The 23,922-nt window shown below is 70.2% G+C and carries 18 protein-coding genes; 8 read left to right on the forward strand and 10 right to left on the reverse strand.

Features of this window, described 5'->3' with window-relative positions:
- Positions 1–73: 73 nt before the first annotated feature.
- Positions 74–514 carry an SsgA family sporulation/cell division regulator gene (locus OHN74_RS02580; protein ID WP_327692862.1) on the reverse strand — a complete coding sequence of 147 codons (441 nt, stop codon included), beginning with the start codon at positions 512–514 and terminating at the stop codon, positions 74–76.
- A 485-nt stretch (positions 515–999) separates the two neighbouring features.
- Here OHN74_RS02580 and OHN74_RS02585 point away from each other — a divergent pair, with 485 nt between their 5' ends.
- Positions 1,000–2,442, forward strand: a complete 1,443-nt coding sequence (locus OHN74_RS02585; protein WP_327692863.1) for a PP2C family protein-serine/threonine phosphatase — start codon at positions 1,000–1,002, stop codon at positions 2,440–2,442.
- Between the two features lie 50 nt (positions 2,443–2,492).
- Here the strand turns inward: OHN74_RS02585 and OHN74_RS02590 are convergent, their stop codons facing one another.
- Entirely contained in the window at positions 2,493–3,989 is a 1,497-nt protein-coding gene (locus OHN74_RS02590; RefSeq protein WP_327692864.1) for a DNA-binding protein NsdB, read from the reverse strand.
- 233 nt (positions 3,990–4,222) lie between these two features.
- On the opposite strand from OHN74_RS02590, the gene OHN74_RS02595 reads away from it, so the two are divergent.
- Both OHN74_RS02595 and OHN74_RS02600 read left to right on the forward strand, forming a co-directional pair.
- Positions 4,223–5,368, forward strand: a complete 1,146-nt coding sequence (locus OHN74_RS02595; protein WP_327692865.1) for an aminoglycoside phosphotransferase family protein — start codon at positions 4,223–4,225, stop codon at positions 5,366–5,368.
- A 221-nt stretch (positions 5,369–5,589) separates the two neighbouring features.
- On the forward strand, positions 5,590–7,569 hold the full coding sequence (locus OHN74_RS02600; protein WP_327692866.1) for an N-acetylmuramoyl-L-alanine amidase: 1,980 nt from the start codon (positions 5,590–5,592) through the stop codon (positions 7,567–7,569).
- A 74-nt stretch (positions 7,570–7,643) separates the two neighbouring features.
- Here the strand turns inward: OHN74_RS02600 and OHN74_RS02605 are convergent, their stop codons facing one another.
- From OHN74_RS02605 to OHN74_RS02635, 7 genes are all read right to left on the reverse strand, one after another.
- Complete coding sequence (locus tag OHN74_RS02605) at positions 7,644–8,141, reverse strand: hypothetical protein (protein ID WP_327692867.1); 498 nt, start codon at positions 8,139–8,141, stop codon at positions 7,644–7,646.
- A 72-nt stretch (positions 8,142–8,213) separates the two neighbouring features.
- Positions 8,214–8,828 (reverse strand): CGNR zinc finger domain-containing protein, encoded by a 615-nt coding sequence (locus tag OHN74_RS02610; RefSeq protein ID WP_327692868.1) that lies wholly within the window; start codon positions 8,826–8,828, stop codon positions 8,214–8,216.
- A 102-nt stretch (positions 8,829–8,930) separates the two neighbouring features.
- Positions 8,931–9,173: a DUF397 domain-containing protein gene (locus tag OHN74_RS02615; protein WP_055523791.1), complete on the reverse strand. Its 243-nt coding sequence runs from the start codon at positions 9,171–9,173 to the stop codon at positions 8,931–8,933.
- A gap of 83 nt (positions 9,174–9,256) precedes the next feature.
- On the reverse strand, positions 9,257–10,423 hold the full coding sequence (locus OHN74_RS02620) for a thiolase domain-containing protein (RefSeq protein WP_327692869.1): 1,167 nt from the start codon (positions 10,421–10,423) through the stop codon (positions 9,257–9,259).
- A complete protein-coding gene (locus OHN74_RS02625) occupies positions 10,413–11,471 on the reverse strand; it encodes a thiolase domain-containing protein (protein WP_327692870.1) in 1,059 nt (352 codons plus the stop codon). The genes OHN74_RS02620 and OHN74_RS02625 overlap by 11 nt, the downstream gene beginning before the upstream one ends.
- On the reverse strand, positions 11,468–12,415 hold the full coding sequence (locus OHN74_RS02630; protein WP_327692871.1) for a Zn-ribbon domain-containing OB-fold protein: 948 nt from the start codon (positions 12,413–12,415) through the stop codon (positions 11,468–11,470). Before OHN74_RS02630 ends, OHN74_RS02625 begins: the two co-directional genes overlap by 4 nt.
- A 46-nt stretch (positions 12,416–12,461) precedes the next feature.
- Positions 12,462–13,262 (reverse strand): crotonase/enoyl-CoA hydratase family protein, encoded by an 801-nt coding sequence (locus OHN74_RS02635; RefSeq protein ID WP_327692873.1) that lies wholly within the window; start codon positions 13,260–13,262, stop codon positions 12,462–12,464.
- A gap of 193 nt (positions 13,263–13,455) precedes the next feature.
- On the opposite strand from OHN74_RS02635, the gene OHN74_RS02640 reads away from it, so the two are divergent.
- The 4 genes from OHN74_RS02640 to OHN74_RS02655 all read left to right on the forward strand — a co-directional run bounded on the left by OHN74_RS02640 (position 13,456) and on the right by OHN74_RS02655 (position 19,800).
- Positions 13,456–15,075 (forward strand): acyl-CoA synthetase, encoded by a 1,620-nt coding sequence (locus OHN74_RS02640; RefSeq protein WP_327692874.1) that lies wholly within the window; start codon positions 13,456–13,458, stop codon positions 15,073–15,075.
- A 173-nt stretch (positions 15,076–15,248) separates the two neighbouring features.
- On the forward strand, positions 15,249–17,291 hold the full coding sequence (locus OHN74_RS02645) for a sulfatase (RefSeq protein ID WP_327692875.1): 2,043 nt from the start codon (positions 15,249–15,251) through the stop codon (positions 17,289–17,291).
- Between the two features lie 542 nt (positions 17,292–17,833).
- Positions 17,834–19,129 carry a phenylacetate--CoA ligase PaaK gene (gene paaK, locus OHN74_RS02650; RefSeq protein WP_327692876.1) on the forward strand — a complete coding sequence of 432 codons (1,296 nt, stop codon included), beginning with the start codon at positions 17,834–17,836 and terminating at the stop codon, positions 19,127–19,129.
- A gap of 104 nt (positions 19,130–19,233) precedes the next feature.
- The gene (locus OHN74_RS02655; protein WP_327692877.1) at positions 19,234–19,800 is read left to right on the forward strand and encodes a cysteine hydrolase family protein; all 567 of its coding nucleotides are present in this window, start codon (positions 19,234–19,236) and stop codon (positions 19,798–19,800) included.
- A gap of 3 nt (positions 19,801–19,803) precedes the next feature.
- On the opposite strand, the gene OHN74_RS02660 is transcribed toward OHN74_RS02655, so the two are convergent.
- A complete protein-coding gene (locus OHN74_RS02660) occupies positions 19,804–21,303 on the reverse strand; it encodes a fatty acyl-CoA synthetase (RefSeq protein WP_327692878.1) in 1,500 nt (499 codons plus the stop codon).
- A 112-nt stretch (positions 21,304–21,415) separates the two neighbouring features.
- Between OHN74_RS02660 and OHN74_RS02665 the strand changes: the two genes are divergently transcribed.
- Positions 21,416–23,842 (forward strand): penicillin acylase family protein, encoded by a 2,427-nt coding sequence (locus tag OHN74_RS02665; protein WP_327692879.1) that lies wholly within the window; start codon positions 21,416–21,418, stop codon positions 23,840–23,842.
- The last annotated feature ends 80 nt before the right edge of the window (positions 23,843–23,922 follow it).

Genomic DNA, 23,922 nt, shown 5'->3' on the forward strand with positions numbered 1-23,922 from the left:
GGCGTGCTGCGCTGCTGACCGCCGCGCCACCGACCCCCACGTCCCCGGTCTCCGGCCAGCGACCTGTCCGCGCTCACTGCTCCCTTCCCTCGCTGCCCGCCGAAGGCGCGCCGAGGAGGTCCGACAAGCCTCGGTCGACGGCGTCGCCGAGGTCCTCTCTCCCGGCCGCCACGACGGCGAACGTACGGAGCAGGAAGCGTCGCAGGGCCGGTGTGCCGAACTGGAGCAGGGCCAGGCCGTGCGGCGAGTGGAGTTCCAGGACCGTGTGTGCGGCGCTGCACGGCCAGATGTGGACGTCGCCGCCCCCGGCGGGCCGCCGTACTCCTTCCTCCAGCAGGCTCCGGGCGAAGGTCCAGCTCACCTCCTCGCCGTCCAGGGCGACCTCGGCCGGGAAATCGATGTGCACGGCCAGCGGATCCGTCGAGACGTAGCGGAGCGTGGCGTGGACGGGGAGCTCCTGCTCCTCCGAGGTGATCAGGCGTGCACGCGCGGGCTGTTCGAGGGTGACATCCATGGCAGTCTCCGCTCCGGTTCGGGCCGACGATGGTGATGCCGACGCGTTGTGCCGACGTGGTGTTACGACCCCGAAATGGCCTCTCCGATTACGCGGATTCCGCAGCTATTAATGTGAGCTGCATCACCAAGTCGCGTGGTTTTCCGCAGGGATCAAGGACCGCTGGGCGATTCGGGGGCAACCTGACGATGCGCCCCGGCAACACATCGCCACGCATCGCACAAAAGACCGTCGAACACGCGCTTGAATGAGTGGCCACTCATCTCCATCGATCCACCAAGTCGCGTACCCCGCCTACGACTTGGCACACCAGACGCGTACCGTTTTCGCATCAGGAAAATCGTCCAAGAAGACTGTGGCATATGCCAGAAGCACCACCGTCCCGTGTGTTGCCAAATCCCTTACAGGCCGTCGCAGGCTGTGCAACAGTCGTAACCGGTCCTTCCGTCAGCCTTGGTCGTACCGTCCCTTCATCGGAGTGCGTCATGCCGCCCCATCTCTCCGCGGACCGTCCAGCCGCCCAGCCGCCCTCGCGCGGCTCGGTCGAGGCGCTCATCACGCAGACCCGACAGCTCAAAGGTGACGTGGACGCCGTACGACGGGACACACCCGCCGACGGATCGGACCCGCAGGGCCGCTGGCAGCGCGCTCTGTACGACCTGGCGCTGCATCAGCTCAGCGACCTCGACGAACACCTGGCCCAGCTGCGGGACGGGCCGCAGCGTCTTCCCGAGGCGCCCCTCGCCGCCGAGGCGGTCCCCGCCGTCCGAGCCGTGCCGACGGCTCCCCGGCGCGACTCGCTCCTCAGCCGGGTCGGCAGCGCGGAGTGGAATCTCCTCAACGACGAGGCAAGCTGGTCCGGCGAGCTGTACCAGATCCTCGGCCGGGACCCCGCCGCGGACCCGCTCACCCTCGACGAACTGCCCTCCCTGGTGCTCGACGAGGACCGGCCGAGGCTCACCGCGATGGTCACGGACTGCCTCATCGACGCCAAGCCCATCGACGGTGAGTTCCGCATCGTGCGGCCCGACGGCGGTGTCCGGACCGTGCACATGATGGGCGAGCCCGTGCTCGACGCCGACGGCAGCACCGCCTCGATGTGGGCCGTGCTGCGGGACGTCAGCGAACTGCGCCGCAGCCAGCGGACGGTGGGCGAGACCCATGACTCGTTGCAGCGTCACCGGCACCACGCCCAGTCCGAGCGTCGGCTCGCGGTCGAGCTGCAGGAGGCCGTGCTGCCGCCATGGCGTGGCTCCCTGCGACTCCCGCACCAGGGACCGCAGGCTCTGGACCTGGCCGCCCACTACCTCCCCTCCTCGACGAGCGCGCTGATCGGCGGCGACTGGTACGACGCGCTCGAACTGTCCGACGGCGACACCTTGTTGAGCGTCGGAGACCTCACCGGCCACGGGGTGACCGTGACCTCGGGCATGGCGATGCTGCTGGGGGCGCTGCGCGGCATGGCCGTCGCCGGCACCCAGCCGGGGCAACTCATGACCTGGCTCAACCAGTTACTCGACGCGTCCGTCCAGCCGGCCCTGGGCAGCGCGGTCTGCTGCCGCTACCGGCCCGAGTCCCGAACCCTCACCTGGGCCCAGGCGGGCCACCCCGCCCCGCTGCTGTTCCGCGACGGGACGGGGCGCACGCTGAACCCACCGGACGGCGTCCTGCTCGGCGCCACCTCGGGCGCCGTCTACGGGCAGGCCGAAGAGACCCTCGCACCCGGCGATGTGCTCCTCCTGCACACCGACGGACTGGTGCCCGGCGGCCGGGAAGGCACCACCGCCGCGCACCGCCTGCTCGAACTGGCCCCGCGCTTCGACGAGGCGCGGACCGCGCAGGAGTGCGTACGGGCGGTGGTGGAGGAGTTCGGCGAGACCGAGCGCGAGGACGACGCCTGCGTGATGATCGCCAGGGTGGCCCCGTAACCGTCGAGGCCCCGTAGCAGGCAGGGGCGAGGCGAGGCCCCGTAGGCCGGCTACGCCCGTGTGCTGTTGGTACCCCTTCCTTTCACCTGCTTCGGCAGCGACAGTTTGATCTCTTCCCGGAGTTCGCCGATCTTCGGATAGCTGGAGTACTCGGCGGTGAGCCGGTACATCTCGCGCAGCCGGTCCCAGGTGCGGTGGGAAGAGTTCGAGCCCATCGACACCAGGGCCAACCGCGCGTATCCGGCGGCCTGTTCGGGGTCGTCCGCGATGAAGCAGGCGGAGGCCATGGACAGGAAGTCGAAGATCTTCGACCGCTGGCGGCCGTCGACCCTCAGTTCCAGGGCCTTCTCCGCGTAATACTGGGCCTGTACGGCCGCGGCAGGTTCGTGCTCGGCCAGGGTGCGATAGGCCAGCGCCTGCATGCCGTACAGGTCCTCCGCCTTGAACATCTGCATCCAACTGGGCGGCGGAACATCGCCCTTGTCGGAGACGAAGAGATCCTCGGCCTGCCCGAGAGTGCGGCGCATCGCCTGACCGCGCCCCATCGACGCCTGCGCCCAGGCCTCGACGGTGTACAGCATGGCCTTGGTGCGGGGCAAAGTCTCCTCGCCCGAACCGGAGTTGGCGAGCTTCATGAGGTCGAGCGCGTCGTCGGGCCGGCCAAGGTGCACCATCTGGCGAGCCGCCCGGGAGAGCGCCTCCCCGGCGCGCGGCCGGTCGCCGCCCTCACGGGCCGCGTGGGCGGCGATGACGAAGTACTTCTGGGCCGTGGGTTCCAGGCCGACGTCGTGCGACATCCAGCCGGCGAGGACGGCGAGGTTGGCGGCGACGCCCCACAGACGCCGCTGAAGGGGTTCGGGATGTCGGTAGGCGAGCATGCCGCCCACCTCGTTGAGCTGACCCACCACTGCCTTGCGCTGGAGCCCGCCGCCGCGGGCGGCGTCCCAGGCCCGGAACACCTCGACGGCGCGTTCCAGTTCCTCGATCTCCTGCCACCCGATGGGGGCGGCCTCGTACCGGTCGAAACCGGCGGGGTCGGCGTGCAGGGGATCGTCGAGGTCGGGTGCGTCGGCGGAGAGAGTCGGGTCGGTGTGCAGCCAGTCGTGCATGGCACTGCTGAGTGCGGAGCCTGCGGTGAGCGCGACGCCCGCACCCACCAAGCCGCGTCGGTTGAGCATGAGGTCCATTCCCGTGAATTCGGTGAGGACCGCGGCAGTCCGTTCGGGCGCCCACGGCACACCGTCGGGAGCTTCAGCACTCCCGGCGCCCGGCCGTTTCCCCACACGCCCGTGCCGGACCAGACCTAAGTCCTCTATGGTCACGACACGGCCGAGACGCTCGGTGAACAGTGCAGCCAGTACGCGCGGCACGGGATCTCGCGGGATCTCTCCCGTGTCGATCCACCGCCGCACCCGCGAGGTGTCGGTCGCCAGCTGGGGGTGGCCCATGGCCGCCGCCTGCCGGTTGACCAGCCGCGCGAGCTCGCCCTTGGACCAGCCGGCCAGGCCGAACAGGTCCGTCAGACGAGTGTTGGGTTGTCCGCTCACGTCAAGCCCCCAGGTTCTCGGCTGAGTTGACAGTAACCGTCTGTCAGTTGCTGAGCGACTATTCGCCAGGGTTCGCCAGGGTTCGCCAGATGGTGTGCCACTGGCCGACGGGTGTCAGGTAGGAACGCGCCACCCCGACCCGGTCACCGAGGAACACTCCCCAGGGTGCACCTGGGAGGCCGGGCCGGGTAGCGCACGACCACCGTCGGCACACGAAGGGATCTGTTTCTCCCATGTACGCAGCATCGTCCTCCGTGTCCGCCCCTCCAAGGCTCCTGCACCCCCGCCCGGGTGGCAGCGGCCCTTACCTCGACCCCGCACGACCGGGGGCTCCCGTACTCGGCGCCGGTGCCGGCCGGGCGCGACGGCTGCCGGGGATCGGCACCCAGCCGCTCAGCGGCAGACTCGACCTGTCCGGTCCCCAGGGCGCGCAGCTGCGCACGGCCATCGCGTCGGTGCACCGGATCTGCCCGGAGTTCGCCCCGGTTCAGGTGCTGCGCCGCAGTGGACGCTCCGTGCTCCTGGTCGGGACGACGGGGCGGAGCACGGCCGTCGCGAAGTGTTTACTGGACCAGTCCCCAGCGTGGGCCGAGCGCATCCGGCACGAAATAGCCGCATACCGCTCGTTCGTGCGGCACCGCCCGCCGGTGCGGGTGCCCCGTCTGATCGCGGCGGACCCGGACAACTGCACGCTGGTCATCGAGCGGATGCCGGGCCGGGTCGCGGCCCTGCAGAGGCATCCGGCCGAGACACCGCCGCGTGCGGACATCAGGGCGGCGCTGGGCGCGATCTGCCGGCTCAACGCCTGGCGTCCACCGGCGGGTACGTTCGACGCCCCGCTGGACTACGCGGCACGTATCTCCCGGTACCACGAGCTGGGGCTCCTCACCGACCGGGACATGGGCGATCTCCAGAAGCTGGTGCACGGGATCGCGCACTCGGCGGGCCGCCAGGGCATGGGCCAGTTCTGCCACGGCGACGCACTCCTGTCCAACATCCTCCTCTCCCCGGCCGGTCCAGTGCTGGTGGACTGGGAGCACGCGGGCTGGTATCTGCCGGGGTACGACCTGGCAACGCTGTGGGCGGTCCTCGGTGACGCGCCGGTGGCAAGGCGGCAGATCAGCCAGCTCGCGCAGGCGGCGGGACCGGCGGCACGGGACGCCTTCCTGGTGAACCTGATGCTGGTACTGACGCGCGAGATCCGTACGTACGAACTGGCCGTGCAGCGTTCGATGCACGAGGCGACCCCGGCGGCACCGGGACCGGCCCATCCCGGTGCTGCGCCGTCCGGTGAGGAACAGCGGCTGCTGCTGAGGCGGCTGCACGACGACTGCCAACTGGCCCGACGGGCCGTGCGCGCGGCGGTCGGTACTCGCTGACGGGGGGCGTGGGCCCGCGATGCGCCTGAACAGCGGCGCAGCGCGGGCCCACGCCATGTCCGGGCGCAGGTCGCCACGAAAGTTCCCGCACCTCTATTGACATGGGAAGTCTCCGGCCTCTGGGCATGATTGACGGACCGTCGGGCAGCCGAGCCGCTAATGTGCGTAACGGCTCCGCACGTCCGCCGCTCCCCCACGCCCGCCCGACCCCGGAGGCCGCATTGCGAGGACATGCCACCGACCCCGCCCGCCCCACCGATCCCGGACACAGACGCCTGCGCAGAGCCGCCGGCGCGCTCGCCTCGGCGGCACTGCTTCTGCCCCTGCTCGGCGCGGCCCCGGCCGACAGCGACGCCTCGGCCACCGGGCTGCAGCGCTCCTTCTCCGCTGCGGCGAACAAGTACCACGTGCCGCAGAGCCTTCTGCTCGCCGTCTCCTACATCCAGTCCCGCTGGGACACACACGCCGGGGCGCCCAGCGTCACCGGCGGCTACGGCCCGATGCACCTCACTGACGCCCGTACCGCCCTCGCCGACGCCCCGCACCACAGCGAGGGCACGGAGGACGCGCGCGGCGACAGTGCCCGTCCGGCCCTGCACCCCACCACGGAGGTGCCGACACAGGCCGAACTCCCGCCCCGTCTGCAGACGTTGACGAAGGCGGCCGAGCTGACCGGCCTGCCCGCCGAGCAGCTCCGCACCGACCCGGCCGCCAATGTGGCCGGCGGCGCCGCGCTGCTGGCCGCCGCCCAACGGGACCTGGCCGAGCCGCTGAGCGCCGACCCGGCGGACTGGTACGGGGCGGTGGCCCGCTTCTCCGGCGCCGACGACACCGCGACGGCCGCGGCGTACGCCGATGACGTGTACGACGTACTGCGCACCGGCGAGGAGCGCACGACCGACGAGGGACAGCTGGTGGCCCTGGCCGCGCGTCCCGGACTGGCCCCCGACACCGCCCAGTTGCGGCGGACCGGGCTGCGGAAGGTGTCCGCGGCGGGCACCGAGTGCCCGTCGACGGTGTCCTGCGAGTGGATTCCGGCGCCGTACGAGGAGTTCGGCGAGGGCGACTACGGCAACCACGACCTGGGCGACCGGCCGGCCGGCCAGAGCATCCGGTACATCGTCGTCCATGACACGGAGGGTGCCTGGGACGGCGTACTGACCATGGTCCAGGACCCGACCTATGTGTCCTGGAACTACACGCTGCGCTCCACGGACGGGCACATCGCGCAGCACGTGAAGGCGAAGGACGTGGCCTGGCACGCGGGCAACTGGTACGTCAACGCCAAGTCGATCGGGCTGGAGCACGAGGGGTTCCTGGCGAACCCGGACGCCTGGTACACGGAGGCGATGTACCGGGCCTCGGCCCGGCTGGTGAAGTACCTGGCGGACAAGTACGGCATCCCGCTGGACCGGCAGCACATCCTCGGCCACGACAACGTGCCGGGCCCGACCACCTCGACGGTCTCAGGAATGCACACCGACCCGGGCCCGTACTGGGACTGGCAGCACTACTTCACGCTGCTGGGCCGCCCCTTCGAGCGGACGGCCCACGTGCGGGGCGACAGCCCAGTGGTGACGATCCGGCCGGACTACGCGTCGAACCGGCCCACGTACACGGGCTGCGTCACATCGGGCCAGGCGTGTGCGGCGCACGGGTCGAGCGAGGTGCGGCTGTACTCGCAGCCGGACACCTCGTCGGCGCTCGTCAAGGACATCGGGACGCATCCCCCGGGCGGCGTCTCGACGATCGGCGTGAACGACATCGGGTCGCGGGTCTCCACCGGCCAGCAGTACGCCGTCGCGGAGCGCAGGGGCGACTGGACGGCGATCTGGTATCTGGGCCAGAAGGCCTGGTTCCAGAACCCGGCCGCGAACCCGACGGCGGTGGCTTCCGTCGGCGCGGTCGTGACACCGAAGGACGGTCTGACGGAGATCCCGGTGTACGGGAGGGCGTACCCGGAGGCCTCGGCCTATCCGGCGGGTGTGCCTGCCCAGGCGGTTTCGCCGCTGCCGTACAAGCTGCCCGCGGGCCAGACGTACGTGGCCGGGGAGAAGGTGCCCGGCGAGTACTACTACGCCGTCACCTTCGACGCCGCCTCGCACCGGGTCGTGGTGGGCAAGGATCAGTACTACGAGATCCAGTTCGGCCACCGGGTGGCGTTCGTCCGGGCGGCGGACGTACGGCTCACCCTGTCCTGAGCCACCGACGACAGAGGTGAGGGCCGGTTTCCGCCGCGCGGCGGAAACCGGCCCTCACCTCTGCGGATGTCGCTTCAGGCCGTCTGGAAGAGCTCCGCAGGCAGCGGCTTCAGCAGCGCGTAAAGGTCGTCGGTGATCGGTCGGTCCCAGGCCGCGATGGTCACCAGGACGTTGTCGCTGCGGTCGAACTGCACGCAGGCGATCCGGCTCTCGGAGAGCTTGAGACGACGCACGATGAGGAGGTTGTCGCCCTGCATCACCGGGACGTCCTCGGTGCCGACGACGGTGACCTCCTCCTCGTTCTCCAGGGCCACCAGCAGCTGGGCCACCTCGAACGGGACCTCGTCCTCGGCGACGTCGCGGGCCGGGGAGCCCTCGGGCAGGTTGCCGATGACCATCGCGGGGCCTCGGCCGCCGAACAGGTCGTAGCGCAGGAACACGCCCTGGCAGCTGCCATCGGGGGCGGGCAGCAGGCCCGCGCCGAGATTGCCGGGCCAGTCGCCCGGATCCATGGCCAGGACATCGAAGTCGGGGCCGGCGGGAGTGGCGCTGCGGCGGCGGAGGAACGACATACAGCCATGGTACGTGCCCGCCCGAGGCTCCTGTTCCGCGGGCGCCGCCTCCGCACTATGTCCTACTGGGCCCTACTGGCTCGTCTGCTTGCGCCGCTCGTGATGGCGGGCGACGCGGGCCCGGTTCCCGCAGGAGGGTCTGCACCACTCCTGCCGCGGATGTTCCTTGAGGAAGTAGCGCACACAGCGCGGCGCGTGGCAGGCCCGCAGCCGTTCCCGGTCCGCACTGGCGAGAAAGGCGACAGCGGCCCGAGCGAGCACGGTCACGACCTCCCCCTCGCCCCGCAGGCCCTGGAGTCTTACGACGGGTTCGGCGTCGTCGGCCCAGTCGAGCACGGGGACGGTGGGCGTGCGGGCGGCAGCCGCGTTGAGCCGGCGCAGCGCCTCGGTCGAGGGCAGCAGCCGTGCCGCGTCCGCCGGGCTCGGCTCCCCGGGCCGCACCGCGCGCGCGAAGAGGGTCCGCACGGCGACACGCAGTTCCCGTACGGCGGTCAGCGCAGCCTCGTCGGCGACGAAGCCGTCCGTGTCCGGCAGGGTGTCGCGGTGTGCGTGCACCCAGGTGGTGAGGCCGGCGGTGTCGGTGAGGTCGTCGGCGATGCCGCCGTCGCCGTCGTGGCGGACGGTGAGAGCGAGGTCGAGGGTGAGCCGCGCGTCGTCGGTGATGTGGCTGGTGATCAGGTCCCGCATGTGGCTAATGCTAATCCCCGAGGCATCCATTAGCACCGCAGGGGCGGCCCTGTCGTTCGCGGGCAGCCCCTGCCACTGCCTTACCTCAAGGTCAACGCGGTCTCAGGTCAGGTCGAACTCCCCTTCCCGTGCCCCCGACACGAACGCGCCCCATTCCGCGGGCGTGAAAATCAGGGAAGGGCTGTGCGGGCGGCCACTGTTGCGCATCGCGATGAACCCCTCGACAAAGGCGATCTGGACATCCCCCCGCCCACTGCTGCTGGACTGCCAGTCGGCGTTGCTGAGGTCCAGCTCCGGCTTGTCCCAGCCCGCGAGCGGGTGCTCCTGGATCGTGCTCTCGGCCACGTCCGTGCTCCTCCCGGTTACGTCGTCCGCCGCCAGCCTAGCCATCGGTTCCTGCCGCCGACAGGCCACGTGAGGGGGACGCTTCAGGAGGTGGGCGGTTCACTGCCGACGAGCCACATGGAAAAGAACTGGGAGCCACCGCCGTAGGCGTGCCCGAGGACCCTGCGGGCCCCGTCCACCTGGTGTTCTCCGGCCAGCCCGCGCACCTGAAGGGCCGCTTCCGCGAAGCGGATCATGCCCGAGGCGCCGATCGGATTGGTCGACAGAACGCCGCCCGACATGTTGACCGGGAGGTCCCCGTCGAGTTCGGTGACCCCGGACTCGGTGAGTTTCCAGCCCTCGCCCTCGGCGGCGAAGCCGAGGTTCTCCAGCCACATGGGTTCGTACCAGGAGAACGGGACGTACATCTCGACGGCGTCGATCTCCCGGCGCGGGTCGGCGATCCCGGCCTGCCGGTACACGTCGGCCGCACAGTCCTGGCCCGCCTTCGGGGACACCGCGTCCTTGCCCGCGAAGAGCGTGGGTTCGCTGCGCATCGCGCCGCCGTGCAGCCAGGCGGGCGGGCGCGGTGAGCGGGCGGCACCTGCACGGTCGGTGAGGATCATCGCGACCGCGCCGTCCGAGGAGGGGCAGGTCTCGGAGTAGCGGATCGGGTCCCACAGCATGGGCGAGGCCTGGACCTTCTCCAGCGTGATGTCGTGCTCGTGCAGATGCGCGTAGGGGTTCAGTAGCGCGTTGCGCCGGTCCTTGTACGCGACCAGCGAGCCGACCGTGTCGGGGGCACCGCTGCGTCGCATGTACGCGCGGACATGCGGGGCGAAGAAGCCGCCCGCCCCGGCCAGCAGCGGTTGCTGGAAGGGGATCGGCAGGGACAGTCCCCACATGGCGTTCGACTCGGACTGCTTCTCGTAGGCCAGGGTGAGGACGGTGGCATGGACCCGGGACCTGATGAGGTTGGTGGCGACGAGGGCCGTGGACCCGCCGACCGAGCCTGCCGTGTGCACGCGCAGCATCGGTTTGCCGACCGCGCCGAGCGCGTCGGCGAGATACAGCTCGGGCATCATGACGCCCTCGAAGAAGTCGGGCGCCTTGCCGATGACGACGGCGTCGATGTCGGCCCACGTCAACTCGGCGTCGGTGAGCGCCCGTTGGGCCGCCTCTCGCACCAACCCGGCCATGGACACGTCCCGGCGGGCGGCGACGTGCTTGGTCTGTCCGATCCCGACGACCGCCACGGGTTCACTGGGCATGACGGGGCTCCCCTTCGAGTACGGCGACCAGGTTCTGCTGGAGACAGGGTCCGGAGGTGGCGTGGGCGAGCGCCCGGTCGGACTCGCCCCGGTGGATACGAGCGGCGGCCTCGCCAATGCGGACAAGACCGGCGGCCATGATCGGGTTGGCGGCGAGGGCACCGCCGGAGGGGTTCACACGGACGTCGTCGCCCAGCCGGAGCGCCTTCCTGAGGACCACCTCCTGCGAGCTGAACGGCGCGTGCAACTCGGCGGTGTCCACGGGCCGTTCGAATGCGCCGGCCTTCTCTGCGGCGAGCCGCGTCGACGGCGAGTCGGTCAGCTCTCGGACGCCCAGCGAGTGTGCCTCGATGCGGTGGTCGATGCCCCGGATCCAGGCGGGCCGCTCGCACAGTTCCCGGGCGCGGTCACCGGCCGCGAGGATCACGGCGGCGGCCCCGTCGCCGATCGGCGGGCAGTCTCCGGTACGCAGCGGATGCACGACGTACTCCCCGTGCGGAACCGAACCCCGCAGCTGGGCATGGGAGTTGGCCTGGGCGTCCGCCCGGCTCCGGGCGGCGACGGCGGCGAGCGCGGGCTCGTCGGTGTAGCCCTCGTCGATGAGCGCCTGCGCCTGGAGCGCGGCGAGCGCCACGGAGTCCGGCCACAGGGGGGCCACGTAGTACGGATCGAGCTGCCGGGTCAGGACGTCCCGCACCGAGCCCGGCGACGACTTGCCGTACGCGTACACGAGGGCTGTGTCGGTGTCACCCGTGAGCAGTTTGGTCCATGCCTCGTACAGCGCCCAGGCCCCGTCCATCTCCACGTGCGACTCGGAGATGGGTGGCCAGGCGCCCACGCCGTCGAGCGCCAGGGTGAAGGAGAAGGCGCGGCCGGCGAGGTAGTCGGAGGAGCCTGAGCAGGTGAAGCCGATGTCGCTGGTCTTCAGGCCGGTCGCGTCGAGCACCTCGTGCAGCACGGGCATGAGCATCTCTACTTCGGAGAGCTCGTCACTGGTGCGCCGGTGATCGGTCTGGGCGAAGGCGACGACGGCGATCTCGCGTGTCACAGCGACTCCTTGAACGTCTCGTAGTCCGCGTCGGGTTCGCCGGTGGGCCGGTAGTGGTCGGGGTAGCGGCCCCCTTCCGTCCACACCGGTTCCACCCGCAGCCCCATGCGGACCTGGTCGTAGGGGATGCCCCCGATCCGGCCGTGCAGAGCGAGGTCGGCGCCGTCGAGGGCGATGTGCGCGTAGACGTAGGGCACTTCGATGTCGAGGTTGCGCGCCTTGATGTTGACGATGCAGAAGGTGGTGACCGTGCCGCCGGGGCCCACCTCGACCTGCTCGGCCGTGGCGACACCGCAGGTGGGACACGCGCCCCTGGGCGGGACGTACACCTTCCGGCAGGACGGGCAGCGCTCGCCGACGATCCGCCGCTCGGCGAGGGCGTTGATGTAGGCGGTCTGGGCGCGGCCGGGCGAGTAGGTGTAGTCGAGGCGGGCCTGAGCGACGATGCCGGTCACCATGGACTCGAACTGCCCGTCGTGGTCGCCCGTTTCACCGCCGATCGCGCTGTCGTCGGGCTCGAAGCAGGCGATGTCCGTGATCGCTCCGGAGCGCTCCGCCGCCCAGCGGATCCGGACGCGCATACCGGTGTGGACGGCGTCGGGGCCGGGAGCGTCGAGAGCGTGCAGAAGGGCCGTGTCGGCGCCGTCGAGCCGGACCAGGACCCAGGCGAAGGGTGTGTCGAGGGGCTGGCCGCGGCGCGGGGCGTGGTTCCACGCCCAGGTGGTGACGGTGCCGGTGGGTGCGACCTGCACGAGGTCGCGTATCTCGTCGGCGGTCACCGGGTCGTACTCGACGGGCGGGACGAGGGTGCGGCCGTCGGTGGTGCGGACGCCGAGGACCACCTGTTCTCGCAGGCCGGTCAGGAAGGCGCTCTGGACGGGGCCCAGAGAGCGGGTGAAGGGAAATTCGACGACCAGGGGGGCTTTGAGGACTTCGGTGGTCATCCCGGGTACTCCTTCGCGGGGTCAGGGCCTGATCCGCCGGACAGGCCTAGGCCCGCCGGTAGACGGGCGGGCGCTTCTCGGCGAAGGCACGGGTGCCTTCCTTGGCGTCGGCGGTGTCGAAGACGGGCCAGCCGCGCTTGAGTTCGGCGGCGAGGCCCTCGGTCTCGGTCAGCTCGGCGGTCTCGTAGACGGATGCCTTGACGGCCTCCACGGCGAGCGGGCCGCAGGCGTTGATGCGCTCGGCGATCTCCAGGGCCTTGTCCAGGGCGGTCCCGTCGGGGACGACGTGTCCGATCAGGCCGATCGCGGCGGCCTCCTGGGCGCTGTACGGGCGTGCGGTGAGCAGCATTTCCAGGGCGTGGGTGCGCGGGATCTGCCGTTGGAGGCGGACCGTGGAGCCGCCGATCGGGAAGAGTCCGCGCTTGACCTCGAAGAGTCCGAAGGTCGCCGACTCGCCGGCGACCCGGATGTCGGTGCCCTGGATGATCTCGGTGCCGCCGGCGACGCAGTACCCCTCGATCGCGGCGATCACCGGTTTGCGGGGGCGGTGGTGGCGCAGCATCGCCTTCCAGTGCAGGTCCGGGTCGGCCTTGAGCCGGTGACGGTATTCCTCGCCCTCCAGACCGCTCCCGGCCAGGGCCTTCAGGTCCATCCCGGCGCAGAAGGCGCCTCCGGCCCCGGTGAGCACGATCGAGCGGACGGCGTCGTCCGCGTCCGCCTCGACCCAGCCGTCGTACAGCCCGACGAGCATCGGCAGCGAGAGCGCGTTCTTGGCTTCCGGCCGGTTGAGTGTGAGCACCAGTGTGGCGTTCTCACGCCGAACGGTCAGGTGTTCCGTGCCACCCATCGCCCATCTCCCCTCTGAAAGAACGAGAACAGGTGAAGAACGAGAACAGGTTGCAGGAGCGGAGGAAGCACTTCAAGGGTTTTCTGACAGGTAGTCAGATTTCTTCGGTGCCGCCCCTTCACAGTTGCCGCGCCCTTTGCTCTGATGACGGCGAGCCGACAACCGCCAGGGATGCCCAGGGTCAGGAGGAGCGGTGGAGTACAACCTTGCCGACCTGTTCGAGTCGGTCGTGGATGTGGTGCCGGACCGTGCGGCACTCGTGTACCTCGACCATCCCGGTACGGGCGCGGAACGCCGCCTGACCTACGCGGAGCTGGACGCCGCCGCCAACCGGATCGCCCATCATCTGATCGACAGCGGGATACGCCCCGGCGAGCATCTGGGCCTGCATCTCTACAACGGGGTCGAGTACCTCCAGACGGTGCTCGGGTGCCTCAAGGCGCGGGTCGTACCCGTCAACGTCAACTACCGTTACGTGGAAGAGGAGTTGGTGTACCTCTACCAGGACGCCGCCCTCGCCGCCCTGGTGTTCGACGCGGAGTTCACTGAGCGGGTGGCGGCGGCACAGCCGCAGGCCACGGCGTTGCGGCACCTGATCCGCGTGGGCGAACCGGAACCGGGCTCGCCCGAGTTGGGGGCAGTGCCCTTCGCCGAGGCGGAGGCCGCCGGGTCACCCGAGCGGGGCTTCCCGGCCCGTTCGGGCGACGACCAGTTCATCATCTACACCGGCGGCACCACCGGTATGCCCAAGGGCGTGATGTGGCGCCAGGAGGACTTGTTCTTCGCGGGACTTGGCGGGGGCGCCCCCACCGGCGAGCCGGTCAAGTCCCCGCAGGAACTGGCCGAGCGGGTCGCGGCCGGCGGTGAGGGGATCACCTTCTTCCCCACTCCCCCGCTGATGCACGGCACCTCGACCCTGACCGCCTTCATCGGCTTCAACTTCGGCCAACGAGTGGTGATCCACCGCAAGTTCACCGCCGAGGACGTGCTGCGCACGATCGAGAAGGAGAAGGTCACCAGCGTGTCCCTGGTCGGCGACGCGATGCTGCGTCCCCTGATCGACGCCCTCAACGGACCCATGAAGGGCACGGACTGCTCAGCCCTGTTCAGCGTCTCCTCCTCCGGCGCGATCATGTCGGAGACGGTGCGCGCCGAGTTCCAGGCCCTGGTCCCGAACGTCATGCTGCTCAACAACTTCGGGTCGTCGGAGTCCGGCTTCAACGGTACGGCGACCGAGGACTCGGGCCCGGAACGCGGCTTCCGTATTCGGGTCAACTTCCGGACGCAGGTGGTGGATCCGGCCACCCACGAGCCGGTGCCGGCGGGCGAGGTGGGCCGGATCGCGCAGTGCGGCAACGTACCGCTCGGTTATTACAACGACCCGCGGAAGACGGCGGAGACCTTCTTCGAGAGGGACGGCGAGCGGTGGGTGCTGCTCGGTGACATGGCGACGGTCGACGAGGAGGGCGTCGTCACCGTCCTCGGCCGGGGCTCGCAGTGCATCAACACCGGAGGCGAGAAGGTGTATCCGGAGGAGGTCGAGCAGGCGCTCAAGTCCCATCCGGACGTGTACGACGCACTCGTGGCCGGTGTCCCGGACCCGAGGTGGGGAAACCATGTCGCGGCGGTGGTGCAGTTGCGGAAGGGGGCGCCGCGGCCCTCGCTGGAGGACGTCCAGTCCTACTGCCGTACGCATCTGGCCGGCTACAAGATCCCCCGCCAGCTGGTGATCACCGAGACGATACAGCGGTCACCCAGCGGCAAGGCGGACTACCGGTGGGCCCAGGAGGTGGCGGTCGGGGCGGACCGGTAGGCGGGGGTCGCGACTCGCCGGTGGGCCGGCGGGGACGACGGCGTACGCTGTGCGCGCGGTTGACCCGGGTGTTTGAACGGAGGGTGACGCAGGGCCGTACGCGAGGTCGGCGGCCCTGCCCTGCGGGCCCGGTCCGCCGTGCCATCAGCGGCTTCGCACGGAAGGACCCACGGGTGTCGCACCACACGCCCCCTCGTCAACTGCCGGAGACGGACGCGGACGCACCGGACGGGGCCACGGCCGAGGAGGCCTCGACCGCTCCCGCGGTGAACGGCACCGAGCCCGGCGCTCCGGCGGACGTGGAGTCGGCGGACGAGGAAGCGGCCTCCGCGACGGACGCAGCTGCCGTGCCGGCGACGACCGCGGAGGCGGAGGCGGACGGGCCGAGCACACGCCCTGCGGTGGAGGACGCAGCCGGCGGCATGGAGGACGGGAAGGCGCCCGACGAGGCCGTCGTCCCCCTCGCCCGCGCGGCCTCAGACGACGAATCCGCCGACGCGGCGGCCTCCGGGTCCACGTCCACCGACGAATCAGACCCGGGCGACACCGCCTCCTCCTCTGCCCGCCCCGGCTGGTTCGGCTGGCGCCGTCGTTTCCCCCGCACCGCACGTGCCGTGCGGGTGGGCACGAGTGTCCTGGCCGGTGTGCTGGTGCTCGGCGTGCTCCTCATGCCCAACCGCCTCGACCGGGTCACCCTGCAGTCGTTCCTCCGTCTGCCTGTCGAGGCGATCTTCCTCGCGGCCGTCCTGCTCGTACTGCCGTCGAAGGCGCGGCGGATCACGGCCGTCGTCCTGGGGGTGTTCGTCGGGCTGTCCACCGTCCTGAAGTGCCTCGACATGGGCTTCTACCAGACCCTGGCCCGGCCGTTCGACCTGGTCTTCGACTGGATTCTGCTGAGCAACGCGGTGGACTTCCTCAAGGACTCGCTCGGTCGCTCGGGCGAGGTGCTCGCGGTGATCGGCGTGATCGTCCTGCTGATCGCCGTTCTCGTGCTGAGCGCGCTCGCGATGGTGCGGCTGGCCGACCTGATGGCACGGCACCGCCCCGTGTCCGTGCGCGGCACGCTGGTCCTCGGCACCGCGTGGATCGTCTGCTTCACCATGGGCGCGCAGGCAGGCGGCGTGACGATAGCCACCAAGGGCTACTCCCAGTACCTCACCAACAAGGTGCAGTACGTCCGCGAAGGCCTCGGGGACGCCGAGGTCTTCGAGAAGCAGCTGCACGTCGACGCCTTCGCCGACACCCCGTCCGACCAGCTGCTGACCGGACTTCGCGGCAAGGACGTGCTGTTCACCTTCGTCGAGAGCTACGGCCGGGTGGCGATCGACGATCCGACGATGGCCCCGGAGATCGACAAGACGCTCAAGGAGGGCGACGCCAGGCTCAAGTCGGCCGGGTTCGCGGCACGCAGCGGCTGGCTCACGTCACCCGTGACGGGCGCCGGCAGCTGGCTCGCCCACACGACGTTCCTGTCCGGTCTGTGGGTCAAGAACCAGCAGCGGTACCGGACCGTGACGACCAGTGACCGCGCCACCCTCACCAGCTACTTCCAGAAGACAGGCGCCTGGCGCACGGTCGGCATCGTCCCCGGAGTCCGCAAGTCCTGGCCAGAGGGCAAGTACTTCGGTCTCGACCACATCTACGACTCCACGCACCTCGGCTACCAGGGTCCCTACTTCAGCTGGACACCGGTGCCGGACCAGTTCAGCATGGAGGCCTTCCAGAAGCTGGAGCACGGGAAGAAGGACCGCGATCCGATCATGGCGGAGATCATCCTGGCCTCCAGCCACAACCCCTGGTCCCCCATCGCTCACATGATCGACTGGAACGACCTCGGGGACGGTTCGGTCTTCAACAAGATCAAGGCGGAGGGCACGAACCCCACCGAGGTCTGGAAGAGCGCCAAGCGCGTGCGGACCGAGTACCGCAAGGCCATCCAGTACTCCCTGGACAGCCTGGTCCAGTGGGTCCAGCGCTACGGCGACGACAACACCGTCCTCGTCCTCCTCGGCGATCACCAGCCCGTCCCCATGGTCACCGGCGGCAGCTCCAACAAGGACGTGCCGGTCACCATCGTCGCCCGCGACCCGAAGGTGCTGGACCGCGTCGCCGGCTGGGGCTGGACGGACGGACTCAAGCCCGCGGCCAACGCCCCGAAGTGGGGCATGGACAAGTTCCGGGACCGCTTCATGACGGCGTACGGCCCGGAGAAGTAGCGCCGTCCGCGCCGAGGAACGGTTCCGGCCATACGCGCGGCGAGCGCGACGACGTCCGCCAGTGGGACCGGATCGCCGGGGCCGCCCCCGATCGCCGGCGTCGGTGCGGCGATCGGGGGCATACGGTCCCGCATGGCGGGGCCGCGCGCGTCCCGCTGTGCGTCGGTGGCCAGGATCATGGCCCGGTCGAACGGCAGTTCCCCATCGGGGAGTTCGGCGGGCGCCCGAGGCACCGTCCGTGCTGTCGGCACCGCGGCGGCGGAGCAGGAGGACGGGCGGCGCGACTTCGGGGCCCCACACCCGCTACCCGGGGGAGATGCCTTTCGCCTCGACTGTGGTGAGTTCGGTGCCCACGCCGACGCACGCAACCGGCCCTCGGCGGTAGTCGGCCCCCGTTCCCCCGAGGGCTCACCCTCACCGGATTCCGAAGCACGGCCTCTTGCACGCGCCACGCCCTCCTGGATTACTGATCCCGAACACCTCGACCGAATGATCGGTCGCCCGTATTGGCACTGACGGTTGCGATGTGAGGGAGACGGCCGATGGCGGATGCGACGGAGTGGCTGGACGCGGGCGAACGCCTCGGCATCGAGGCCCTGCGCACACTCCAGCTGGAGCGGTTGCGGACCTCGCTGCGCCACGCCTACGAGAACGTTCCCTTCTACCGCGACTCGTTCGACAACGCGGGTGTACACCCGGACGACTGTCGTTCCCTCACCGACCTGGCGCTGTTCCCCTTCACCACCAAGGCGGACCTGCGCGACAACTACCCCTACGGGATGTTCGCCGTTCCCCGCGACCGGGTCCGCCGCATCCACGCGTCGAGCGGGACCACCGGACTCCCCACGGTCGTCGGCTACACCGACAACGACCTGTCCCTGTGGTCCGACCTGGTGGCCCGCTCGATCCGGGCGGCGGGCGGACGGCCCGGTGACACGGTCCATGTGGCCTACGGATACGGCCTGTTCACCGGCGGTCTCGGCGCGCACTACGGCGCCGAACGGCTCGGCTGTACGGTGATCCCCGCCTCCGGGGGCATGACGGCCAGGCAGGTCCAGCTGATCCAGGATCTGCGGCCCGGGATCATCATGGTGACGCCCTCGTATCTCCTGACGATCCTCGACGAGTTCGAGAAGCAGGGCGTCGATCCCCGGGGTACCTCCCTACGGGTCGGCATCTTCGGCGCCGAACCATGGACCGAACAGATGCGCGAGGAGATCGAGGGGCGGTTCGCGATCGACGCGGTCGACATATACGGCCTGTCGGAGGTGATCGGCCCTGGGGTCGCCCAGGAGTGCGTGGAGACCAAGGACGGGCTGCATGTGTGGGAGGACCACTTCTTCCCGGAGGTCGTCGACCCGATCACGGGCGAGGTGCTGCCGGAGGGGGCGAAGGGGGAGCTGGTGTTCACCTCGCTCACCAAGGAGGCGATGCCGGTGATCCGCTACCGGACGCGGGACCTGACGCGTCTGCTGCCCGGTACGGCCCGCGTCTTCCGGCGGATGGAGAAGGTCACCGGCCGCAGCGACGACATGCTGATCGTGCGTGGAGTGAACCTCTTCCCCACCCAGATCGAGGAGATCGTGCTGCGCACACCGGGCATCGCACCCCACTTCCAGCTCCGCCTGACCCGGGAGTCCCGCCTCGACCTCCTCACCGTCCGGGCCGAGGCGCGCCCCGGCGCCACCCCCGAGATCCGGGAGGCGGCGGCCCACTCCATCGCGACCGCGGTGAAGGACGGCATCGGGGTCTCGGCGGCGGTGGAGATCGTCGAGCCGGAGTCGCTGGAGCGGTCGGTGGGGAAGATCCGGCGGGTGGTGGACCTCAGGTCGCGCTGAGACCTGACTGGCGGGAATCCGCCAGGTCAGCTGCCGTTGTCAGTGGTCGGTTCTAGTGTGGGTGGCGAAATGAGCATCCGCGCCGAGGAGATGAAGAGGTTCCCATGACGACCCTGCCCGACCGCCCGAACAGCGCACTGCTCATCATCGACGTCCAGAACCAGGTGGTGGACGGCGCCCACAACCGCGACGAGGTGCTCGCGAACATCAACACCCTCGTCGACAAGGCCCGTGCGGAGGGCGCGCCCGTGGTCTGGGTGCAGCACTCGAGCGACGAGCTGAAGGCGGGCGACAAAGGCTGGGAGTACGTGCCGGAACTGGTCCGCCGCGACACCGAGCCACTCGTCCACAAGAAGTACGGCGACTCCTTCGAGGACACCGAGCTGGAGGACGTCCTGGCCGAGCACGCGGTCGGCCGGCTGGTCGTCACGGGCGCCCAGACCGACGCCTGTGTCCGCTCGACCCTGCACGGCGGCATGGTGCGCGGTTACGACGTGACGCTCGTCGGCGATGCCCACACCACGCAGGACCTCACGAAGTACGGCGCTCCCAAGCCGGCCGAGGTGATCTCGCACACCAACCTCTACTGGCAGTACCAGACCGCCCCCGGGCGCACTGCCGGGACGGTCAGCACCTCGGATGCGACCTTCACCGCCGCCGCCGAGGGGTGACGGTCAGGAGTCCGCGAACCGGTCCCTCAGCTCCCGTTTGAGGATCTTCCCGCTCGCGTTGCGCGGCAGCTCGTCCACGAACACGACCCGCTTCGGCGCCTTGAAGTGGGCGAGCTCCTCGCGCGCGTGGGCGATGAGTTCGGCCTCCGTCACCTCTCCGCGCGGGACGACGACCGCCGTGACCGCCTCGATCCAGCGCTCGTCGGGAAGGCCGACGACGGCCACCTCGGCAACCGCCGCGTGGGTGTACAGGGCGTCCTCGACCTGGCGTGAGGCGATCAGTACGCCGCCGGAGTTGATGACGTCCTTCACCCGGTCGACGACGGTGTAGAAACCGTCGGCGTCCCGGACGACCAGGTCACCGGAGTGGAACCAGCCGTCTCGGAAGGCGGCGGCCGTCTCCTCGGGCTTGTCCCAGTACCCCTCGCACAACTGCGGGGAACGGTAGACGACTTCGCCGGTCGTGCCGTCGGGCACTTCGTCGCCGTTCTCGTCCACCACCCGAGCGTCCACGAACAGCACCGGGCGCCCGCAGGAGTCCATTCGGCCCTTGTGCTCGTAGGGGCCCAGAACCATGGAGAGGGGGCCGATCTCGCTCTGGCCGAAGCAGTTGTAGAACGCGAGTTTGGGGAGTCGCTCGCGCAGCCTCTCCAGAACGGGGACGGGCATGATCGACGCCCCGTAGAACGCCTTGCGCAGTCCGCTCAGGTCGCGGGTCGCGAAGTCGGAGCGGCCCGCGAGGCCGATCCACACGGTCGGTGGTGCGAACAGACTGTCCGCCCGGCCGGCCTCGACGAGGTCGAGGATCGCGTCACCGTCCGGTCCGTCGAGGATGATGTTCGGGGCGCCGACCGCGAGATACGGCAGCAGAAACACATGCATCTGCGCCGAGTGGTAGAGGGGCAGCGAGTGCACGGGCCGGTCCCCGGGGCTCAGGTCGAGGGCGGCGATCGCGCTCAGGTACTCGTGCACCAGGGAGCGGTGGGTCATCATCGCGCCCTTGGGCAGCGCGGTCGTCCCGGAGGTGTACAGCAGTTGCACCAGGTCCTCGGCGCGCGACTCCGGACCGTCGTAGGGCGCGGTGTCGGCCAGCCGGGCGAGCAGTGAGTCGTCGGCGTCGCGCAGTGGCAAGGTCCGGACGCCGTCCGGGAGTCGGTCGACGAGGTCCGGGTCGGCCAGGACCAGGGTGCTGCCGGACTGCTCCACGATGTAGGTGAGGTCATCGCCGGTCAGGTTCTGGTTGACCGGGACGTGCACGAGTCCGGCGCGGGCACAGGCGAGGAAGGCGATCAGATAGGCGTCCGAGTTGTGGCCGTAGGCGCCGACCCGGTCGCCGGGGGCCAGGCCCTCGGCGCGCAGTACGCCCGCCGCACGGGAGACGGCCTCGTCGAGTTCGCCGTACGTCCAGGCACGCTCGCGGTACTCGACCGCCGTCCGCGCCGGAACGCGCTGGGCGCTGCGCCGCAGCACCCCGTCAACCGTGCTCCCGTATTGCTGCGTCATAGCTCATGATCCTCGTTCCGTCACCGAACGAGGTCAAGCACCGGAGGGGGTCAGGGAACATACCCGTTGGTACGCTCAACCGCCCCTTCCCTCTATGACGTTGGGAGGCACGATGCGCACCCGTTTGAGACGGCTGGTCGTCACCGCCGCCGCATTACTCACCGCCACGACAGCACTGCCCTCCGCCACGGCGCAGAGCGGGCCGTCACAGGCATCGCAGGCGTCACAGCAACACCCGTCCCACGGCGGGCTCTCCGCCGTGATCCGCTATACCGAGTACGGCATTCCGCACATCGTCGCGAAGGACTACGCGAACCTCGGCTTCGGCAGTGGCTGGGCCCAGGCCGCCGACCAGGTGTGTGTGCTCGCCGACGGTTTCGTGACCCTGCGCGGCGACCGCTCGCGCTGGTTCGGGCTCACCGCCGAAACCGACTTCTCGCTCTCCGACGCCTCCGACAACCTCTCCAGCGACCTGTACTTCCGTGGAGTGCGGGACAACGGCACGGTCGAGCGACTGATCGCCCAGCGGGCGCCGCAGGGCCCGAGCAAGGCCGTCAAGGACCTGATGAACGGCTGGGCGGCCGGCTACAACGCCTGGCTGAAGCAGAACCGGGTCAAGGACCCGGCCTGTGCGGGCGCCGCCTGGGTCAGGCCCGTGACAGGTCTCGACGTCGCCACCCGCGCCTACGCCCTCGCGGTGCTCGGCGGGCAGGGCGGCTTCGTGGACGGGATCACCGCCGCGCAGCCGCCCTCCGCGTCCACCGCGGCCACCAAATCGGCCCTCCCTGACGCCTCTGCCGCCGCCAAGGGCGCGCGCGAGCTGTTCGACATCTCCGACATGGGCTCCAACGCCGTCGCGTTCAACGGCAGCACGACCGCGAACGGCCGTGGCCTGCTGCTCGGCAACCCGCACTACCCGTGGCAGGGCGGACGCCGGTTCTGGCAGTCCCAGCAGACCATCCCGGGTGAACTGAACGTCGCGGGCGGATCGCTGCTCGGCTCGCCGACGATCTCCATCGGGTACAACGCGAACGTGGCGTGGAGCCACACCGTCTCGACCGGTGTGCCGCTGAGCCTGCACCAGCTGAAGCTGGACCCCGCCGACCCGACGACGTACCTGGTCGACGGCGTGCCGGAGCGGATGACACGCCGGTCCGTGACCGTCCCGGTGAAGGACGGTACTCCGGTGACCCGCACCCAGTGGTGGACCCGCTACGGCCCCGTCGTCCTCTCCCCCGGCGGCGACCTCCCGTTGCCCTGGACCACGACGACGGCGTACGCACTCAACGACCCGAACGCGGTGAACCTGCGCTTCTACGACACCTCGCTCGGCTTCAGCAAGGCACGCAGCACTGCCGACGTCCTCGACTCCCTCGGCCGGCACCAGGGCATCCCCTGGGTGAACACCGTCGCCGCCGACTCCTCGGGGCACTCCCTGTTCGCCCAGTCGCAGGTACTCCCCCGGATCACCAACGAGTTGGCCGCCGCTTGTTCGACGCCGCTCGGCAAGGTCCTCTATCCGGCGGCGGGGGTCGCGGTCCTCGACGGATCCCGCACCGACTGCGCCATCGGCAACGACCCGGACGCGGTGGCGCCCGGAATCTTCGGGCCCTCACGGATGCCGACGCTGAAGGACACGCCGTACGTCGAGAACTCCAACGACAGCGCGTGGCTGACCAACCTGGACCGGCCGATCACCGGCTACGAGCGGATCTTCGGCCCGGTGCGCACGGCCGCCTCACCGCGCACCCGTGGTGCCGTCGCCGATGTGGCGGCGCTGGCCGCGAAGGGCGGGCTGACGGTCGCGGATCTCCAGCGGCAGCAGTTCGCGAACCGTTCGACGTCGGGCGCGCTGGGCGCCGCGGACGCGGCCCGGGCCTGCGCGGCGTTGCCGGGAGGTACGGCAACAGGCAGCGCCGGTACGGCAGTCGACGTCAGTCAGGCGTGCGGTGTGCTGGCGTCCTGGGACCGCACCATGAACAGCGACAGCCAGGGCGCGCTGCTCTTCGCCCGGTTCTGGCGGCAGTGGCTCGGCGCCGTGCCGTCCGCGCAGCGCTGGAAGGTGCCGTTCTCGGCGGCGGACCCGGTCGACACCCCGAACACGCTCAACACGGACGCGCCGGGCTTCGCCAAGGCTCTCGCCGACGCGGTGACGGAGCTTCGCACGGCGGGCATCCCGCTGAACGCCAGGCTCGGGGACCACCAGTACGTGGTACGGAAGGGTCAGCGTCTGCCGGTCGGCGGCGGCACCGAGTCCCTGGGCGTGTGGAACAAGATCGAGCCCGTGTGGGACACCGCGAACGGCGATTACCGGGACAACGCGTTCGGGTCCAGCCACATCCAGGCCGTGGGCTGGGACGGCAGCCGCTGCCCGGTGGCCCGCACGCTGCTGACGTACTCCCAGTCGTCGAATCCGAACTCGCCGCACTTCGCGGACCAGACGCGGCTGTTCTCGGCCGAGAAGTGGGTCAGGGCAAGGTTCTGTGAGAAGGACATCCTGTCGTCGCCCGCGCTGCGGGTGATCCGGGTGCACGGCTGACCAACTGACCGACGTACTCAGAGTCGGCCCACCGTGGTCCCGTCCCTTCGCCGGGGCGGGACCACACCGCGGTTCGCACC

Origin of the sequence: Streptomyces sp. NBC_00459 (genome assembly GCF_036013955.1) — a bacterium.
Lineage (GTDB): Bacteria > Actinomycetota > Actinomycetes > Streptomycetales > Streptomycetaceae > Streptomyces.

What these genes read in the sequence shown, in the direction of transcription:
- OHN74_RS02580 (WP_327692862.1), bottom strand. Translation starts at nt 514, where the DNA reads ATGGATGTCACCCTCGAACAGCCCGCGCGTGCACGCCTGATCACCTCG.
- OHN74_RS02585 (WP_327692863.1), top strand. Translation starts at nt 1,000, where the DNA reads ATGCCGCCCCATCTCTCCGCGGACCGTCCAGCCGCCCAGCCGCCCTCG.
- OHN74_RS02595 (WP_327692865.1), top strand. Translation starts at nt 4,223, where the DNA reads ATGTACGCAGCATCGTCCTCCGTGTCCGCCCCTCCAAGGCTCCTGCAC.
- OHN74_RS02605 (WP_327692867.1), bottom strand. Translation starts at nt 8,141, where the DNA reads ATGTCGTTCCTCCGCCGCCGCAGCGCCACTCCCGCCGGCCCCGACTTC.
- OHN74_RS02610 (WP_327692868.1), bottom strand. Translation starts at nt 8,828, where the DNA reads ATGCGGGACCTGATCACCAGCCACATCACCGACGACGCGCGGCTCACC.
- OHN74_RS02620 (WP_327692869.1), bottom strand. Translation starts at nt 10,423, where the DNA reads ATGCCCAGTGAACCCGTGGCGGTCGTCGGGATCGGACAGACCAAGCAC.
- OHN74_RS02630 (WP_327692871.1), bottom strand. Translation starts at nt 12,415, where the DNA reads ATGACCACCGAAGTCCTCAAAGCCCCCCTGGTCGTCGAATTTCCCTTC.
- OHN74_RS02635 (WP_327692873.1), bottom strand. Translation starts at nt 13,262, where the DNA reads ATGGGTGGCACGGAACACCTGACCGTTCGGCGTGAGAACGCCACACTG.
- paaK (WP_327692876.1), top strand. Translation starts at nt 17,834, where the DNA reads ATGGCGGATGCGACGGAGTGGCTGGACGCGGGCGAACGCCTCGGCATC.
- OHN74_RS02655 (WP_327692877.1), top strand. Translation starts at nt 19,234, where the DNA reads ATGACGACCCTGCCCGACCGCCCGAACAGCGCACTGCTCATCATCGAC.
- OHN74_RS02660 (WP_327692878.1), bottom strand. Translation starts at nt 21,303, where the DNA reads ATGACGCAGCAATACGGGAGCACGGTTGACGGGGTGCTGCGGCGCAGC.
- OHN74_RS02665 (WP_327692879.1), top strand. Translation starts at nt 21,416, where the DNA reads ATGCGCACCCGTTTGAGACGGCTGGTCGTCACCGCCGCCGCATTACTC.